This is a genomic window from Ramlibacter sp. GS1-15, from assembly GCF_057785015.1.
In genome coordinates, this window is record NZ_JBYNTU010000001.1 from 209,914 (window position 1) to 226,494 (window position 16,581).

The following is a 16,581-nucleotide window of genomic DNA, read 5'->3' on the forward strand; positions in this document are numbered from 1 at the left end:
ACTCCACGCCATGAAGCTCGTCATCCTCGACCGCGACGGCACGATCAACGCCGACAGCGACGACTACATCAAGTCGCCCGAGGAGTGGCAGCCGCTGCCCGGCGCGCTCGAAGCGATCGCGCGCATGAACCACGCGGGCTGGCACGCCGTGATCGCGTCGAACCAGTCGGGGCTTGGCCGCGGCCTCTTCGATGTCGCCTCGCTCAACGCGGTGCACGCGAAGATGCACAAGATGCTGTCGGCGCAAGGCGGGCGCATCGACGCGGTCTTCTATTGCCCGCACAGCCCGGACGAAGGCTGCCGCTGCCGCAAGCCCAGCCCGGGCCTGTTCGAACAGATCGCCGACCGCTTCGGCGTCGACCTGAAGGGTGTGCCGGTCGTGGGCGACGGCTTGCGCGACCTGCAGGCCGGTGCCGCTGCCGGCTGCGAGCCGCACCTGGTGCTCACCGGCAAGGGCGCGGCACTGCGCGGCCAGCCGTTGCCGCCCGAGTACCCGGCCGGCACGCGCGTGCACGAGGACCTCGCCGCGTTCGCCGACTGGCTGATCGCACGCCACGCCAAGGCTGCGGCCTGACATGGCGGGGCTGCGTTCGCTGATCCACGGTCTCTGGATGGTGGTCACCGTGGTGCCCTGGGGCATCATGATGCTGATCGCGTCGATCTTCGTGCGCGGCGTGCCGATGTACCGGCTCGCGCAGGGCTGGCTCTGGCTGGCCATGCAGGGACTGCGCGTGATCTGCGGTGTGCGCTGGCGCGTCAGCGGCATGGAGAACCTGCCGGTCGGGCAGACCACGCCGGCGATCCTGCTGGTGAAGCACCAGTCCACGCTCGAGACCTTCCTGATGCCGCTCCTGATGCCGCATCCGCTGGCGTACGTCTTCAAGCGCGAGCTGCTGTATGTGCCCTTCTTCGGCTGGGCGATGGCGCGGCTGGACATGATCCACATCGACCGCAGCCAGCGCACGCAGGCCTTCGCGAAGGTCGTGGCGCAAGGCAAGCAGCTGCTCGCGCAAGGCATCTGGATCATCATGTTCCCCGAGGGCACGCGCATCCCACGGGGCGAGAAAGGCCAGTACAAGCACGGCGGCACGCGCCTCGCGGTGGAAACCGGCGCGCCCGTGATCCCCATCGCGGTCTCGTCGGCGAAATGCTGGCCGCGCAAGGCGCTGATCAAGCACCCGGGCGTGGTCGACGTCTCCATCGGTCAGCCGATCCCGAGCCAGGGCCGCGAGCCGGACGAGCTGCTGCGCGAGGTCGAAACCTGGATCGAAGCGGAAATGCACCGGCTCGACCCCGAGGCCTACAAGAAATAAGTCGCGCACAAGCCGGTTAGCTCGAACGTGCTATCCGCGCTCGCGCAAAGCACAGCTACACTCGGCGCCCATGCACCGGCTGTTGCAGCTCACACTGGACTTTTTCGAATCGGTCCCGGCCGATCCGGTGTCGGCCAAGCCGAAAGCGCCGCGCCCGGCCAGGCCCATCGCTGAACCGCCGAGCATCGGGCCGACCACGCCCGCGCCGCGCCTGGACGAGCTGCTGCAGCCCGCGTCCTTTCGCCATCCGCGCGCCAACCGCGAAGCCGTGCTCGGCAATTCGGTGGTCGCGTTCGAATTCAAGCGTGCCCGCCGCCGCAACATCGGCTTCATGGTCGGCCCCGAAGGCCTCACCGTCAGTGCGCCCAAGTGGGTGCCCTTGTACGAGGTGGACGATGCGGTGCGTAGCAAGACACCGTGGATCCTGAAAAAGCTGGGCGATGCGAGCGAGCGCCAGCGCCGCGTCGAGTCCGCACGCATCGACTGGCGCGACGGCGCGCTGCTCCCGTTCCTCGGCGAGGACCTGGCGATCGTGCTCGATCCCACCTGCGCGGCGGGCGACGCGGGCGCGGTGCTCGAAACCGGGGCCGGCGCCCCGCCGCGCCAATTGCGCGTCGGCCTGCCGCATCAGGCGCAGCCCACGCAAATCCGCGACACGGTGCAGGCCTGGCTGATGCGCCAGTCGCAACGCGTATTCACCGAGCGGCTCGATCACTATGCGCCCAAGCTCGGTGTGCGTTGGCGCAAGCTCGCGCTGTCGAATGCGGGCACGCGTTGGGGCACGGCGCATGCCGACGGCACCATTCGCCTGAACTGGCGACTGATCCACTTCCGCCTGCCGGTGATCGACTACGTCGTCGCGCATGAACTCAGCCATCTGCGCGTGATGGACCACAGCCCGCGCTTCTGGGACACCGTGGCCAGCGTGGTGCCCGACTACATGCAGTTGCGCGGCCAGTTGAAGGACGAGGCGCTGCCGCCCTGGTGATGTGGGAGCCTGGGTGGCGCAGGCTCGTTTCTCTGCCGCCCAGGCTCCTAGGCGAGCGAAAAGCGCCAGACGCCCTGACTGTCTTTCGCGCGCTTGAGCTCGCCCGCGTGCCACAGCGCATGCAGGTGCGCCACCGACTCCCCCATCGCAAACGTCGTCTGGTGCAGGTCGAGCTTGCGCTTGAAGAGCACCGGCAGCACGTCGGCCGCCGATTGCGGACGCTCGCGGCAGGCCTCGATCACCTCGCGCAGGTGATGGTCGTGATGTTCGTGCAGCTGCCGCACGCGCTCGTGCACGCCGCGGAACGGCTTGCCATGCGAAGGCAGCACCAGCGTGTCCTCGGGCAGCGATGTGAACTTGTCGATGGAGCCGAGGAACTGGCGCAGGGGATTCGACTCCGGCTCGACGTCGTACACGCTCACGTTGGTCGAAATGCGCGGCAGCAGCATGTCGCCGGAAATGAGGACCCGCAGCTCGTCGCAGTACAGCGAAATGTGCTCGGGCGCGTGGCCGTACCCGGAGATGCAGCGCCAGTCCCGCGCGCCGATGCGAACGACGTCGCCGTCCTGCATGCGGCGAAAGCGCTGCGGGACCTGCGGCACCATGCTGGGGTAATAGCTCGAGCGGGCGCGGATCTTCTCCAGCGACTCGGGATCGGTGAGCCCGTGCGAGGCGAAGAAATCCGCCGCGGCGCCGCCGCCGAAGCCGGTGGTCGATTGCGAAGCCAGGCGCGCCGCGTTGAAGTCGGTCGCGCTGATCCACAGCGGCGCGTTCCAGCGCTCGCACAACCACCAGGCCAGGCCCACGTGGTCCGGGTGCATGTGCGTGACGATCACGCGCAGGATCGGCAGGCCCTGCAGCTGCGTCGCGAACACCGTCTCCCACTGCGCCTTGGCTTCGTCGCGCGTGATGCAGGTGTCCACCACGGTCCAGCCCGCGCGGCCGTCGATCTCGTCACGCAGCAGCCACAGGTTGATGTGGTCCAGCGCGAACGGCAGCGCCATGCGGATCCAGCGCACGCCGGGCGCGACTTCCAGCGTGTCTCCGGGGGCGGGAAGGGTGTCGCCGAAGGCGTACGAGAGGCGCTGTTCGAGGGGGTTCATGGGGGAGAATTGACGTTGACGTAAACGTCAGATGTAATGGGGCATTGTAGGCGGCTCGCCACGAGCGAAGCTGTCACCGGGCATACAGGCACAGGGACCGGCATACCAATGGCCACACAGACGTACACGATCAGCGATCTGGCGAGGGAGTTCGACCTCACCACGCGCGCCATGCGCTTCTACGAGGACATGGGCCTGCTGCAGCCGCAGCGCACCGGGCCGGGCGGGCGCAACCGCATCTACACCGCGCGCGACCGCACGCGCCTCAAGCTCACGCTGCGCGCCAAGCGGCTGGGCCTGTCGCTGAACGAGGCCAAAGAGATCATCGACATGTACGACAGCCCGCGCGATACGGGTCCGCAGCTGCGCAAGTTCCTCGCGATCCTGGCCACCCACCGCAAGCAGCTCGAGGACCAGATGGCCGACCTGCAGGCCCAGCTCGACGAGGTGAAGACGCACGAGCGGGAAGCGAAGTCGCTGCTGGCCAAGATCGACAAGAAGGCGGCCTAGCTCGCAGAAGCGACGAAGGCGAAGGCCGCCGTCAGGTTGCGCACGCGGGCCGTCTCGCTCGCGTTCGGGCTGCGGCTCAGCGCGCGTCCCGCGCGCCACCACACGCGGTGCAACAGTTCGATCGGGAACATCAGCGCGCTGCCCAGTGCCGCCGGCATTCTCGGAAACAGCCCCATCCGCGCCTGCGCCCGCAGCCCGGTCCAGTCCGCACTGGGCGCGATGCGGTGCACGCGGAAGCCCGCGTTGTCCAGCGAATTCAGGATGCCCAGGTGCGTGTGGTGGTAGTAGCCGCCGTCGTGGAAAGGCTCGAGGAAGGCCACGGTGCCGATGAAGGTTCCCCCCGGCTGCAGCACGCGACGGACCTCCTTCAGCACCACGTGCGGCTGGCGCATCAGGTGCAAGGAGGCGACGGACAGCACGAACTCGAAGCTTTCATCCAGGAACGGCAGCGCGTGGCCGTCAGCCACCACGGTCGCCCCCAGCCGCGGATCGGCATCGACGCCGACCCACTCGAAGCCCGCGTGCTCGCAGATGCCCCGGTGCACGCCGTTGCCGCAACACAGGTCCAGCATCAGGCTGCCGGGCGTCGTCGCCTTCGGGAAATGGCTCATCAGCTCGGGCGTCATGTGGTGCGGCACCGGCATGCGGCTGAAGTCCACGGCGGGCGTGGCGTTCCTCTCCAGCGGCGCGAAATCGAGGGCGGCGTAGTCGGCCAGCAGGTCGCGGCCGAGGTGGAAGTCCACGCTGACGCTGCGAAGCCTGGCGGGACGAAAGTCGAACACGCCGCGCGTGTTCTGCCAGTACGCCATGCCGCATTCGGCGCATTCGAGCCCGTCGTCCGCGTGACGCAATCCGCCGCCGCAGCAACTGCAGCGAAAGCGACTGCGGACGCGTTCGGAGCAAGGCACGGTGCCACGGTACCCGCCGCGCCGCAAAGCACAAGCGCCCGAACGGGCCAGGGCCGCTTGGACAGCCGGGCCCCGCCCGGGCATAATTGACGTTTACGTAAACGTCAATTCGAGGCGACCATGGCCGATCCCGTGTTCCAGCCGCAGGACCCGCAGTTCGGGCAGCGCGTGCGCTCGAGCTTCGAGCGCCAGCAGGCCATGAAGACCATCGGCGCGTTCCTGTCGGTCGTCGACCCCGGCCGCGTGACGATCGAGCTGCCGTATTCGGCCGCGCTCACGCAGCAGCACGGGTTCATGCACGCGGGCATGATCGCCACCGCGCTGGACTCGGCCTGCGGCTACGCTGCGTTCACGCTGATGCCGCACGACGCGGGCGTGCTGACCATCGAGTACAAGATCAACCTCGTCGCACCGGGCAAGGGCCAGCTCTTCCGGATGGAGGGCGTGGTCGTGAGGCCGGGGCGCACGATCACCGTTGTCGAGGGCAAGGCCTGGGCGATCGACGACGGCAGGGAAAAGCTGGTCGCCACCATGACGGCCACCGAGATGACCATCACCGGACGCGACGACGTCAAGCACTGACAGGAGACACCCCATGACGCAACTTCCAGGACTCGACTTCCAGCTCGGCGAGGACATCACCGCCTTGCGCGACGCCGTGCGCGACTTCGCGCAAGCCGAGATCGCGCCGCGCGCGGCCGAGATCGACCGCAGCGACCGTTTCCCGATGGACCTGTGGCGCAAGATGGGCGAGCTCGGCGTGCTGGGCATCACCGTGCCGGAGGAATACGGCGGCGCCAATCTCGGGTACCTGGCGCACATGATCGCCATGGAGGAGATCTCGCGCGCGTCCGCGTCGGTGGGCCTGTCGTACGGGGCGCACTCGAACCTCTGCGTAAACCAGCTCAAGCGCAACGGCAGCGAGGAGCAGAAGCGCAAGTACCTGCCCAAACTGATCTCCGGCGAGCATGTCGGTGCGCTGGCCATGAGCGAGCCGGGTGCGGGCAGCGACGTGATCTCGATGAAGCTGAAGGCCGAGTGGAAAGAACCGAGTGCCTCGGGCGGCGGCTACTACGTCCTCAACGGCACGAAGATGTGGATCACCAACGGGCCCGATGCGGACACGATGGTCGTCTACGCCAAGACCGAGCCCGAGCTGGGCGCGCGCGGCGTCACCGCCTTTATCGTCGAGAAGGGCATGAAGGGCTTTTCCACGGCGCAGAAGCTCGACAAGCTGGGCATGCGCGGCTCGCACACCGGCGAGATGGTGTTCGACAACGTCGAAGTGCCGGCGGCCAACATCCTCGGCGCGCTGAACGGCGGCGCGAAGGTGCTGATGTCGGGCCTGGACTACGAGCGCGCCGTGCTCGCCGCCGGCCCGATCGGCATCATGCAGGCCGTCATGGACAACGTGGTGCCGTACATCCACGACCGCAAGCAGTTCGGCCAGTCGATCGGCGAGTTCCAGCTCATCCAGGGCAAGGTCGCCGACATGTACACGGTGCTGCAGGCCGCGCGCGCGTTCTGCTACACCGTCGGAAAGAACCTCGACCTGCTCGGCGCGGAACACGTGCGCCAGGTGCGCAAGGACTGCGCATCGGTGATCCTGTGGTGTGCCGAGAAGGCGACCTGGATGGCGGGCGAGGGCATCCAGGTCTTCGGCGGCAACGGCTACATCAACGAGTACCCGCTCGGGCGCCTGTGGCGCGATGCCAAGCTGTACGAGATCGGCGCCGGCACCAGCGAGATCCGCCGCATGCTGATCGGCCGCGAGCTGTTCGCGGAAACGATGTGACAATGAAAGCATGACGACGCTGCAGGACCTCTTCGCCCACAACCGCGCCTGGGCGGCGCAGATGGAGAAGGAGCGCCCGGGCTTCTTCTCGTCGCTGAAGCAGCAGCAGTCGCCCAAGTACATGTGGATCGGCTGCTCCGACAGCCGCGTGCCGGCCAACCAGATCACGGGACTGGAGCCCGGCGAGGTGTTCGTCCACCGCAACATCGCGAACGTGGTGGTGCACTCGGACCTTAACGCCCTGTCGTCCGTCCAGTTCGCGGTGGACATGCTCAAGGTCGAGCACATCATGGTGGTCGGCCATTACGGCTGCGGCGGCGTGCAGGCCGCGCTGGAGAACCGGCGCATCGGCCTGGCGGACAACTGGATCCGCCACATCACCGACGTGCGCGACCGCCATCGCGCCCTGCTGGAGAAGCTGCCCGAGGCGCGACGCTTCGACGCCCTGGTGGAGCTGAACGTGATCGAGCAGGTGGTGAACGTGTGCGTGAGCACCGTGCTGTGCGACGCCTGGGCCAAGGGCCAGAAGATCGCCGTGCACGGCTGGGCCTATGGCGTGCACGATGGCTTGTTGCAGGACCTGCACATGGACGTGTCGGGCACCGATGCCATCGAGCCCGCGTACCGCGCGGCGATCGAAGCCGTGATCGCCACGCGCGGCTAGGGAAGGGGTCGCGCCGCCATGCCGATGTTCCCCCAGCGACTGGACTCGCCGCTGGCGTACGACATCGCCAAGGCGATGCTGGACGGGTTCAACCGGCACTACCGCCTGTTCCGCACGGAATCGGCGCGCGCCAAGCACCGCTTCGAGACGGCCGACTGGCATGGCCAGCAGCGCGCGCAGCGCGAACGCATCCAGTTCTACGACCTGCGCGTGCGCGAAGCGGTGATCCGGCTCGAGAAGGAATTCAAGGCGGGCGATCAGCCCATGGACGTGTGGCAGCAGGTGAAGCTGCACTACATCGGCCTGCTGGTGGACCACCACCAGCCGGAGCTGGCCGAGACCTTCTTCAACTCGGTCACCACCAAGATCCTGCACCGCACGCACTTCCACAACGATTTCATCTTCGTGCGGCCGGCCGTGAGCACGGAGTACATCGAGAACGACGAACCGGCCGCGATGCCGACCTACCGCTCGTACTACCCGAGGCGCGAGACGCTGCACGAGACCATCGTGCGCATCGTCGACAACTTCCAGCTGCAGCGGCCGTTCGAGAACCTGTCGCGCGACGCCGGCTTCGTGCTGGAAGCCATGAGCGGCCGGCTCGCGCAGGTGAAGCTGCGCGCGAACTTCCAGATCCAGGTGCTGTCCTCGCTCTTCTACCGCAACAAGGGCGCGTACGTGGTCGGCAAGCTGATCAACGGCTTCAACGAGGTGCCCTTCGCGGTGCCGATCCTGCACAACCGCAGCGGCAAGCTGTACCTCGACACCTGCCTGTTCGGCGAGGACGACATCCAGGCGCTGTTCTCGTTCGCGCGCGCCTACTTCATGGTCGACATGGAGATCCCGTCGGCCTACGTGCAGTTCCTGCGCTCGCTGATGCCGCGCAAGCCGCGCAACGAGATCTACAACGCGATCGGCCTCGCCAAACAGGGCAAGACGCTGTTCTATCGCGACTTCCTCTACCACCTGAAGCATTCGAGCGACAAGTTCCGCATCGCGCCCGGCATCAAGGGCATGGTGATGCTGGTGTTCGACCTGCCGTCCTTCCCCTACGTCTTCAAGCTGATCAAGGACACCGAGTACTTCCCGCCGCAGAAGGAAACCACGCGCGAGCAGATCAAGCGCAAGTACCTGCTCGTGAAGCAGCACGACCGCGTGGGCCGCATGGCCGACACGCTGGAATACAGCGACGTCGCCTTCTCGCGCGACCGCTTCGAGGACGAACTGCTGGACGAGATCCGCAGGTACGCCCCGTCCATGCTCGAAGTGGGCGATCGCGACGGCGACGGCTTCGAGGAAGTGGTCATCAAGCACCTCTACATCGAGCGGCGCATGATCCCGCTGAACATCTACCTGCAGGAGGCGTTCGACGCCCTGCAAGCGGTCGAGCCCGCGAGCGCCGCCGCGCAGCACGCGAAGGGGCAGATCGAGGCCGCCGTGGTCGAGTACGGCAACGCGATCAAGGACCTGGTCGCCGCCAACATCTTCCCGGGCGACATGCTGTGGAAGAACTTCGGCGTGACGCGCAACGGCAAGGTCGTGTTCTACGACTACGACGAGATCGAGTACCTCACGGACTGCCAGTTCAAGAAGGTGCCGCGGCCGCACAACGAGGAGGAGGAGCTGTCGGGCGAGGTCTGGTACCCGGTGGGGCGCCACGACGTCTTCCCGGAAACCTTCGAGCCTTTCCTGCTGGGCAACCCGGCGGTGCGCGAGGTGTTCATGAAGCACCACGCCGACCTGCTCGACCCGGCCTTCTGGAGCGCGTACAAGGAACGTATCCTGGCGGGCTACGTGCACGACGTGTTTCCCTACGACAGGGACAAGCGCTTCGTGCGCCGGCATCCGGCGCTGGTGCGGCCCGAGCCGGTGGAGGCCGCGGCATGAAGGCGCTGCACCTGCTCGTCGCGATGCTCGCGCTGGGCGCCGCGGCCGCATTCGCGCAGACGACGGAGGTCGTGGATCTGCCCACGCGCCCGGGCGTGACGGAGCGCATGGTGGTGATCGCGCCCGAGGCGCCGAAAGCCGCAGTGATCCTGCTCGCGGGCGGACCGGGCCGGGTGAAGATCTTCGACAACGGCAGCATCCGCAACGAGGGCAACTTCCTCGTGCGGTCGCGCCATCTCTTCGTGCAGCAGGGCCTGGCCGCGCTGGTGCTCGATGCGCCGAGCGACCAGGCGAACGGCATGGCCGTGAGCTTCCGCGAGAGCGCCGACCACGTGACCGACCTGGCCGCCGCGATCGACTGGGCGCGCGAGAAATGGCGCAAGCCCGTGTGGCTCGTCGGCACGAGCCGCGGGACGCAGTCCGCCGCCCATGCGGCGGTGGCGCTTGCGGGCGATCCTCGCGGACCGGACGGCATCGTGCTCACCTCGTCCATCCTCGCGCGCAGCAAGCGCGACCCGGGCACACCGGTGCAGCCGCTGGAGAAGCTCAGGATTCCGGTCCTGGTCGTCCACCACGACGGTGACCCGTGCCCCATCTGTGCGCCCGCGCTGCTGCGGGAATTGAAATTGCCCTCGCCGAACGCCAAATTGTTGATGGCCAGCGGCGGCATCTCGGCTGGCGATCCCTGCGAACCCTTTTCCCACCACGGCTACAACGGCATCGAAGGCAGCGTCGTGGCCGACATCAGCGCCTTCATCATCGGTCACTAGGCCGCGAACCTCGTTCCAGTAAGGAGAAACACATGTCCGATTCCATCGTCATCACCGGCGCCGCGCGCACCCCCATGGGCGCGTTCCAGGGCGACTTCGCGCCCCTGGCCGCGCATGACCTCGGCGGCGCCGCGATCAAGGCCGCCGTCGAGCGCGCCGGCATCTCCGGCGACGCCGTCGGCGAAGTGCTGTTCGGCAACTGCCTGATGGCCGGCCAAGGCCAGGCGCCCGCGCGCCAGGCGGCGTTCAAGGCCGGCCTGCCCAAGAGCGCCGGCGCCGTCACGCTGTCGAAGATGTGCGGCTCCGGCATGAAGGCCGCGATGTTCGCGCACGACATGCTGCTGGCCGGCACGCACGAGATCATGGTCGCCGGTGGCATGGAAAGCATGACCAATGCGCCCTACCTCCTGCTCAAGGGCCGGGGCGGCTACCGCATGGGCCACGACAAGGTGTACGACCACATGATGCTCGACGGCCTGGAAGACGCCTACGAGCCCGGCCGCGCGATGGGCACCTTCGGCGAGGACTGCGCCGCCAAGTACAAGTTCACGCGCGAGGCGCAGGACGCGTTCGCCACGGCCAGCGTGCAGCGCGCGAAGAAGGCCACCGAGACCGGCGCCTTCGCCACCGAGATCACGCCCGTGATCGTGAAGGACCGCGCCGGCGAGCGCGTCGTCTCGATCGACGAGGGCCCCGGCAAGGTCAAGCTCGACAAGATCCCGCAGCTCAAACCCGCGTTCAAGAAGGACGGCACGATCACCGCCGCGTCGTCCTCGTCGATCAACGACGGCGCCGCGGCGCTGGTGATGATGAAGGAGTCGACCGCCTCGCGCCTGGGCGGCAAGCCGATCGCCCGCATCGTCGGCCACGCGATGCACGCGCAGGAGCCGAACTGGTTCACCACCGCGCCCGTCGGCGCCGTGCAGAAGCTGCTCGCCAAGACCGGCTGGAAGGTCAGCGACGTCGACCTGTGGGAAGTGAACGAAGCCTTCGCCGTCGTGCCGATGGCGCTGATGGAAGAACTGAAGGTCTCCCACGACATCGTCAACGTCAACGGCGGCGCCTGCGCGCTGGGCCACCCGATCGGCGCGTCCGGTGCGCGCATCATGGTCACGCTGATCCATGCGCTCAAGGCGCGGAGCCTCAAGCGCGGCATCGCGACGCTGTGCATCGGCGGCGGCGAAGGCACGGCCGTCGCGATCGAACTGCTTTAAGCCGCAGCGCCGCAGGGGATCGTCACGGTGAACTCCGTGCCGATCGCCTCGCTGCTGCGCACGGCGACGCCGCCGCCGTGCGCCTTGGCGATTTCGCTCACGATGTAGAGGCCCAGGCCCACGCTGCGGCCGGCCGACGTCGCGGCCTTGTCGCCGCGTTCCATCGGCAGGAAGATCGTCGCGAGGTGCTCTTGCGGAATCGGCGTGCCGAAGTTATGCACCGTGATCGAGAAGGAAGCCTGGCCCGGGCTGGACCTGACGGTGACCGGCTTGTGCGGGTCGCCGTATGTCATCGCGTTGCCGACGAGGTTGCCTATCAGCTGCGTGAGCCGGTCGGGATCCCCGCTGCAATCCAGCTCGTCGCCCTCGTGTTCGTGCCGCAGCAGGCGATTGGGAAAGGCCGCCTTCAATTCGTCCACCGTGTCGTGGACGAAGGCGCGCAGCCGCAGCGGGCGAGGCGCGACCTTGATCCCCCCGCCCAGGCGCGCCTGGGTGAAGTCCAGCAGTTCGGCGATCAGGCGGATCGCGCGGTCCGCGGAGCGCGCGATCCGGCCGACCACCGCCTCCTGCTGGGGCGTCACGCCGATGCGCTCGAGCAGCAAGGCGCTCATGTGAATGACCGACAGCGGGTTGCGCAGGTCGTGGCTCACGATGCCCACCATCTGCTCCGCGAAGCGCGCGCGGTCCTTGGCCTCGTCGCGCAGCCGCTCGGTTTCGCCCAGCATTTCCTCCAGCCTGCGGCGTGCCAGCACCAGCTCGCGTTCGTACTTGTCGCGGTCGCGCGCAACGTAAACCGCGATTTCCTGCAAGCGCATCCCATCGCAGTCGCGCAAGACCGAATTGATGATGACGGGAACCGCCTGTCCCGTCTTGTCCACGAATTCGAGCTTCACCTCGGCCAGCGATCCCTGAATGTGCAGCAAGGGGAGCCAGTGAGTCTGGTGGAAGATGCGGCCACCCATCGTGAGCAAGTCCTGCACACTGCGCGCCGCCAGTTCGCCCGGTTCGTAACCCAGCCAGCGGCAAAACGTGCGGTTGGCCCACAAGATGAGCCCGTCCGAGTCCGCCTGGACCAGGCCGCAGGGCGCGTCTTCGAGCGCGGACCGCGCCTCCGGCAGCGGCTCAAACGGCTGCGGCATGCGGTTTCCTTCAGAAGCCGTGGGTTGCGAGGAACCTGTCCATCGCCTCGACGCAGGGCCCCGGTGCGCTCATGTGGGGGCAGTGGCCCTGGTTGCGGATGAGCACGTACTCCGCATGCGGCATGACCTTTTTCATGTATTCCCCCACGGCCACGGGCGCGATGATGTCGTCGCTGCACTGCAGGATCAGCGTGGGCGCATGCAGCTTCGGCAACTCGGCGCGGAGGTCCGACAGGAACGTCACGCGGGCGAAATGGGCGGCGATTTCGGGGTCGGTGCGGCAGAAGCTGTTGGTGAGCTCCTCGCCGAGTTCGGGTCGGTCGGGCGCTCCCATGATCGCCGGGCCCATCGTGCTCGACCACCCGAGGTAGTTGCTCTCCATGGTGTCGAGCAGGCCTTCGATGTCCTTGCGCTCGAAACCGCCCACGTAGTCCCCATCGTTGATGTAGCAGGGCGACGGGCCGACCATGACCTGCGCGGCGAACGCGGCGGGATCGGCAACCGCGGCGAGCAGGCCGATCATGGAGCTGACGGAGTGCCCCACGAAGACACTGCGGCCTGAGCCGAACTCGCGCGCGATCTCCACCACGTCGTCCGCGTAGCCGTGAAGCGTGCCGTACTTGCCGAAGTCGTAGGCCTTCAGGTCCGAGCCGCCGCTGCCGACCAGATCGAACAAGACCACGTGGTAGCGCTTTGCATACGCGGGCGCCATGAAGCGCCACATGTTCTGATCGCAACCGAAGCCGTGACAGAAGAAGAGCGTGTCCCGGCCGGAGCCGGTGGCTTTCACGTTGTTGCGGCGCTGGATGGTCATACGCGGTGTGGATGAGTTGCCTGCGAACGCGGGATGGGCCATTGTCCCCCAACACCGGAGAGCGGCGGTGCGCGCGGGGCACAATCGGGGCCATGATTCTCAGCCAAGATCAGGAGATGGTCCGCGACGCGGTCCGCGCGTTTGCGAGAGAGCAGTTGTGGCCGAACGCCGCGCGCTGGGACCGTGAACGCACCTTCCCGCGCGAGGCGCACGCCGGCCTCGCCGCGCTCGGCGCTTATGGCATCTGCGTGCCGGAGGAATACGGCGGGGCAGGGCTCGACTATCTGACGCTCGCGCTCGTGCTCGAGGAGATCGCCGCCGGCGATGGCGGCACGTCCACGGCGATCAGCGTCACCAATTGCCCGGTGAACGCGATCCTGATGCGCTACGGCACCGAGGCGCAGAAGAAAAAGTGGCTCACCCGCCTCGCGCAAGGCGAGTTGCTGGGCGTGTTCTGTCTCACGGAGCCGCATGTGGGCAGCGATGCTTCCGCGCTGAAGACCACGGCGAAGCGCGAAGGGGACGCGTACGTGATCAACGGCGTGAAGCAGTTCATCACGAGCGGCAAGAACGGCCAGCTGGCGGTCGTGATCGCCGTCACCGACGAGGGCGCGGGCAAGAAGGGCATGAGCGCTTTTCTCGTGCCGACCGACACGCCGGGCTACATCGTCTCGCGTCTCGAGGAGAAGATCGGACAGCACTCGAGCGATACGGCGCAGATCACGTTCGAGAACTGCCGCATCCCCGCCGAGAACCTGATCGGCGAGGAAGGCGAGGGCTACAAGATCGCTCTGTCCGCGCTGGAGGGCGGACGCATCGGCATCGCCGCGCAGTCGGTCGGCATGGCGCGCAGCGCACTCGAGGTGGCGATCGACTACGCGAAGGAGCGCCAGAGTTTCGGCACGGCGATCTTCAACCACCAGGCCGTGAGCTTCCGGCTGGCCGAATGCGCGACGAAGCTCGAAGCGGCGCGGCAGTTGATCTGGCACGCGGCCACGCTGCGCGATGCGGGCCAGCCGTGCCTGAAGGAAGCCGCGATGGCCAAGCTGTTCGCCAGCGAAGCGGCCGAGCAGATCTGCAGCGCCGCGATCCAGACGCTCGGCGGCTACGGCTACGTCAACGACTTCCCGGTCGAGCGCATCTGGCGCGACGTGCGCGTGTGCCAGATCTACGAAGGCACGTCGGACGTGCAGAAGATCATCATCGCGCGCGGGCTGTGACCGATCGCGAATGGCCGCGCGATGCCGAGGCGCTGATGCGCTCGCGCTATGCGGCCTACGTCGCGCTGGATCGCGACTGGCTGCTCGCGAGCTGGCACCCATCGACGCGGCCGGCATCGCTCGAACTCGATTCCGCCATCAAGTGGCTGGGGCTAGCCGTGAAGGACCATCGCGTGATCGATGAAGATCACGCCGAGGTCGAATTCGTCGCGCGCTACCGCGTGGGCGGCGCTCGCGCGCAGCGGCTGCACGAGCGATCGCGCTTCGTGCGCGAGAACGGCCGTTGGTACTACGTCGACGGCGACGTGCGTTGAGGACTCACTCGTTCACGCCGTAAGGCACCTCGGGCACCGGCGTGTGGAAGCTCGCATTGAGCATGTTCCACGCGCGGATCGCGCCGACGGCGAACGTGAGTTCGGCAATCTCGGAATCGTTGAACTGCTCGCGCACGGCTGCGAATTCCGCGTCGCTCGGCGAGCGGTGCGGAACGGCGTTCACGGCTTCCGCCCAGGCCAGCGCGGCGCGTTCGCGCGGGCTGAAAAAGCGGTGCGCCTCGCGCCAACCGGCGACGGTGGCCAGCGTGCGTGCGTCCACGCCCTGGCGCGCGAGCGCGTGCGCATGCATGTCCAGGCAGAACGCGCAGCCGTTGATCTGCGAGACACGCAAGTTGACGAGCTCGCGCAGGCGCGGCTGGAGGCTGGGCGCGGCGGCCATCGAGAAGGCGACGAGCGCCTGGGCGGACTTGGGCGCCGCGGCGTAGTAATTGAGGCGAGGTTCTTGCGACATGGTTTTCTCCTTTGCGTTCACTAGACGCGCGGCGGCGCGTGCCTGTGACAGCGCTCAGGCGCCGTGCGCGATGCGCGCCAGCTTGTCGGGGTTGCGCACGGCATAGATCGCGACGATCCGCTCGCCGTCGGTGACGAAGGACTGCGCCGATTCGAGCCGGCCGTCGATGTAGCGCAGCACGCCCGGCTCGCCGTTGATCGTGACCAGCCGGTATTGCATGCGATCGCGCAGCCGCAGGAACTGCGCCCAAAAGAGGTTGGTCACGCGTTCGCCCCCGTGCAGGCCGCCCGCGATGGACGGAACCTTACCGCCGCCGTCGCCGATCACTTCCGTTTCGTCGGCCAGCAGTGCGCGGATCGCGGCGCGGTCGCCCGTCTGCGCCGCCTCGACGAAGCGCTCGAGCAGGCGCCGGTGCTTCTGGCGCGGCACCTCGAAGCGCGGGCGCTCCAGCCGCAGGCGCTCGCCGGCGCGATGGATCATCTGGCGCACCGCCGCTTCGCTCTTGTCGAGCATGCGGGCGATTTCGCCGTAGTCGTAGTCGAAGGCCTGCCTCAGCAGGAATGCCGCCCGTTCGTCGGCGCCCAGCCGCTCGAGCATGTGCATGAAGGCGAGCGAGAGCTCGCTCGCGCGCTCGGCGATCCGCTCGGGCGAGTCGTCGTGCCATTCCACGAGCGGCTCGGGGAGCCACTCGCCGGCATAGGCTTCGCGCTCGGTCTTGCGCGCGCGCAGCCGGTCGATCGCCAGCCGCGTGACGACGGTCACCAGCCAGGCCTCGGCGGACTGCAGGGCGGCGCGATCGGTTTCGCGCCAGCGCAGCCACGCGTCCTGCAGCACGTCCTCGGCGTCGGCGCGCACGCCCAGCATGCGATAGGCAATGCCGAAGAGGCGCGGCCGGAGACGGTCGAACGGTTCAGCCAGGAGGGCATCGGTCATGGAGTTCAGACGGTCGACACCCCGATTCTGTGACAAGTCCACTTCACACGGGGACAGCCCGAGCCTAGACTCGCGCCACTTTCACCCCGAGGAGATCGTGCCATGCCCAATATCAGCAACTGGTTCTTCCGCCTGGCCGTGTGCTGGCTGCTCGCCGGCATTTCGCTGGGCCTGTTCATGGCCGCGAGCCACGACCATTCCGCGTTTCCCGTGCACGCGCACATGAACCTGCTCGGCTGGGTGAGCATGAGCCTGTTCGCGATCTTCTACCGCATGTTTCCCGCGGCGGCCGCCAGCAAGCTCGCGAAAGTGCATTTCTGGGTCTACGTGCCGGCGCACTTCGTGCAGATGGCGACGCTGTTCCTGCTGCTGCGCGGCATGGCGGCCATCGAGCCGGTGCTGGCGATCGCGTCTTTCGTCGTCGGCGCCGGGATCATCGTCTTCGCCGTGAACCTCTGGAGGCATACGGCCGCCGCAGGCGCCGGCGTTTCGCGGCCGATCGGCACTGCCGCTGCCGGCTGAAAGCCCGGGCCGATC

19 protein-coding genes are annotated in these 16,581 nt (G+C 67.6%); 13 read left to right on the forward strand and 6 right to left on the reverse strand.

What is annotated here, in order from left to right; genetic code table 11:
• Nucleotides 1-10 precede the first annotated feature (10 nt).
• The 3 genes from gmhB (at nt 11) to AC3EF3_RS01050 (ending at nt 2,301) form a co-directional block, all read left to right on the forward strand.
• Complete coding sequence (gmhB, locus tag AC3EF3_RS01040; protein WP_488530300.1) at nt 11-574, forward strand: D-glycero-beta-D-manno-heptose 1,7-bisphosphate 7-phosphatase; 564 nt, start codon at nt 11-13, stop codon at nt 572-574.
• 1 nt (nt 575) lies between these two features.
• On the forward strand, nt 576-1,313 hold the full coding sequence (locus AC3EF3_RS01045) for a lysophospholipid acyltransferase family protein (protein WP_488530301.1): 738 nt from the start codon (nt 576-578) through the stop codon (nt 1,311-1,313).
• 70 nt (nt 1,314-1,383) lie between these two features.
• Complete coding sequence (locus AC3EF3_RS01050; RefSeq protein ID WP_488530302.1) at nt 1,384-2,301, forward strand: M48 family metallopeptidase; 918 nt, start codon at nt 1,384-1,386, stop codon at nt 2,299-2,301.
• Nucleotides 2,302-2,348: 47 nt separating this feature from the next.
• Here the strand turns inward: AC3EF3_RS01050 and AC3EF3_RS01055 are convergent, their stop codons facing one another.
• Nucleotides 2,349-3,404, reverse strand: a complete 1,056-nt coding sequence (locus tag AC3EF3_RS01055; RefSeq protein WP_488530303.1) for an MBL fold metallo-hydrolase — start codon at nt 3,402-3,404, stop codon at nt 2,349-2,351.
• A 108-nt stretch (nt 3,405-3,512) separates the two neighbouring features.
• Between AC3EF3_RS01055 and AC3EF3_RS01060 the strand changes: the two genes are divergently transcribed.
• The gene (locus tag AC3EF3_RS01060) at nt 3,513-3,914 is read left to right on the forward strand and encodes a MerR family transcriptional regulator (RefSeq protein ID WP_488530304.1); all 402 of its coding nucleotides are present in this window, start codon (nt 3,513-3,515) and stop codon (nt 3,912-3,914) included.
• On the opposite strand, the gene AC3EF3_RS01065 is transcribed toward AC3EF3_RS01060, so the two are convergent.
• Complete coding sequence (locus tag AC3EF3_RS01065) at nt 3,911-4,723, reverse strand: class I SAM-dependent methyltransferase (RefSeq protein ID WP_488530305.1); 813 nt, start codon at nt 4,721-4,723, stop codon at nt 3,911-3,913. The genes AC3EF3_RS01060 and AC3EF3_RS01065 overlap by 4 nt on opposite strands.
• A 219-nt stretch (nt 4,724-4,942) precedes the next feature.
• Between AC3EF3_RS01065 and AC3EF3_RS01070 the strand changes: the two genes are divergently transcribed.
• From AC3EF3_RS01070 to AC3EF3_RS01095, 6 genes are read left to right on the forward strand one after another with little or no spacing between them, the layout of a single operon-like run.
• Nucleotides 4,943-5,404, forward strand: a complete 462-nt coding sequence (locus AC3EF3_RS01070; RefSeq protein ID WP_488530306.1) for a PaaI family thioesterase — start codon at nt 4,943-4,945, stop codon at nt 5,402-5,404.
• Between the two features lie 13 nt (nt 5,405-5,417).
• Nucleotides 5,418-6,617: an isovaleryl-CoA dehydrogenase gene (locus AC3EF3_RS01075; protein WP_488530307.1), complete on the forward strand. Its 1,200-nt coding sequence runs from the start codon at nt 5,418-5,420 to the stop codon at nt 6,615-6,617.
• A gap of 10 nt (nt 6,618-6,627) precedes the next feature.
• On the forward strand, nt 6,628-7,281 hold the full coding sequence (gene can, locus AC3EF3_RS01080) for a carbonate dehydratase (protein ID WP_488530308.1): 654 nt from the start codon (nt 6,628-6,630) through the stop codon (nt 7,279-7,281).
• 24 nt (nt 7,282-7,305) lie between these two features.
• Nucleotides 7,306-9,168: a bifunctional isocitrate dehydrogenase kinase/phosphatase gene (aceK, locus tag AC3EF3_RS01085; protein WP_488533713.1), complete on the forward strand. Its 1,863-nt coding sequence runs from the start codon at nt 7,306-7,308 to the stop codon at nt 9,166-9,168.
• Nucleotides 9,165-9,938 (forward strand): alpha/beta hydrolase, encoded by a 774-nt coding sequence (locus AC3EF3_RS01090; protein WP_488530309.1) that lies wholly within the window; start codon nt 9,165-9,167, stop codon nt 9,936-9,938. Before aceK ends, AC3EF3_RS01090 begins: the two co-directional genes overlap by 4 nt.
• 32 nt (nt 9,939-9,970) lie before the next feature.
• Nucleotides 9,971-11,152 carry an acetyl-CoA C-acyltransferase gene (locus AC3EF3_RS01095; protein WP_488530310.1) on the forward strand — a complete coding sequence of 394 codons (1,182 nt, stop codon included), beginning with the start codon at nt 9,971-9,973 and terminating at the stop codon, nt 11,150-11,152.
• On the opposite strand, the gene AC3EF3_RS01100 is transcribed toward AC3EF3_RS01095, so the two are convergent.
• Both AC3EF3_RS01100 and AC3EF3_RS01105 read right to left on the reverse strand, forming a co-directional pair.
• Nucleotides 11,149-12,291: a PAS domain-containing sensor histidine kinase gene (locus AC3EF3_RS01100; protein WP_488530311.1), complete on the reverse strand. Its 1,143-nt coding sequence runs from the start codon at nt 12,289-12,291 to the stop codon at nt 11,149-11,151. The genes AC3EF3_RS01095 and AC3EF3_RS01100 overlap by 4 nt on opposite strands.
• 10 nt (nt 12,292-12,301) lie before the next feature.
• The gene (locus AC3EF3_RS01105; RefSeq protein WP_488530312.1) at nt 12,302-13,105 is read right to left on the reverse strand and encodes an alpha/beta fold hydrolase; all 804 of its coding nucleotides are present in this window, start codon (nt 13,103-13,105) and stop codon (nt 12,302-12,304) included.
• Nucleotides 13,106-13,197: 92 nt separating this feature from the next.
• Between AC3EF3_RS01105 and AC3EF3_RS01110 the strand changes: the two genes are divergently transcribed.
• Together AC3EF3_RS01110 and AC3EF3_RS01115 are read left to right on the forward strand one after the other, a co-directional pair.
• A complete protein-coding gene (locus AC3EF3_RS01110; protein ID WP_488530313.1) occupies nt 13,198-14,325 on the forward strand; it encodes an acyl-CoA dehydrogenase family protein in 1,128 nt (375 codons plus the stop codon).
• Nucleotides 14,322-14,639: a YchJ family protein gene (locus AC3EF3_RS01115; RefSeq protein ID WP_488530314.1), complete on the forward strand. Its 318-nt coding sequence runs from the start codon at nt 14,322-14,324 to the stop codon at nt 14,637-14,639. The genes AC3EF3_RS01110 and AC3EF3_RS01115 overlap by 4 nt, the downstream gene beginning before the upstream one ends.
• 4 nt (nt 14,640-14,643) lie before the next feature.
• On the opposite strand, the gene AC3EF3_RS01120 is transcribed toward AC3EF3_RS01115, so the two are convergent.
• A complete protein-coding gene (locus AC3EF3_RS01120) occupies nt 14,644-15,111 on the reverse strand; it encodes a carboxymuconolactone decarboxylase family protein (RefSeq protein ID WP_488530315.1) in 468 nt (155 codons plus the stop codon).
• Nucleotides 15,112-15,165: 54 nt separating this feature from the next.
• Nucleotides 15,166-16,044 (reverse strand): RNA polymerase sigma-70 factor, encoded by an 879-nt coding sequence (locus AC3EF3_RS01125; protein ID WP_488530316.1) that lies wholly within the window; start codon nt 16,042-16,044, stop codon nt 15,166-15,168.
• 102 nt (nt 16,045-16,146) lie between these two features.
• Between AC3EF3_RS01125 and AC3EF3_RS01130 the strand changes: the two genes are divergently transcribed.
• On the forward strand, nt 16,147-16,566 hold the full coding sequence (locus AC3EF3_RS01130) for a hypothetical protein (protein ID WP_488530317.1): 420 nt from the start codon (nt 16,147-16,149) through the stop codon (nt 16,564-16,566).
• Nucleotides 16,567-16,581: the final 15 nt, after the last annotated feature.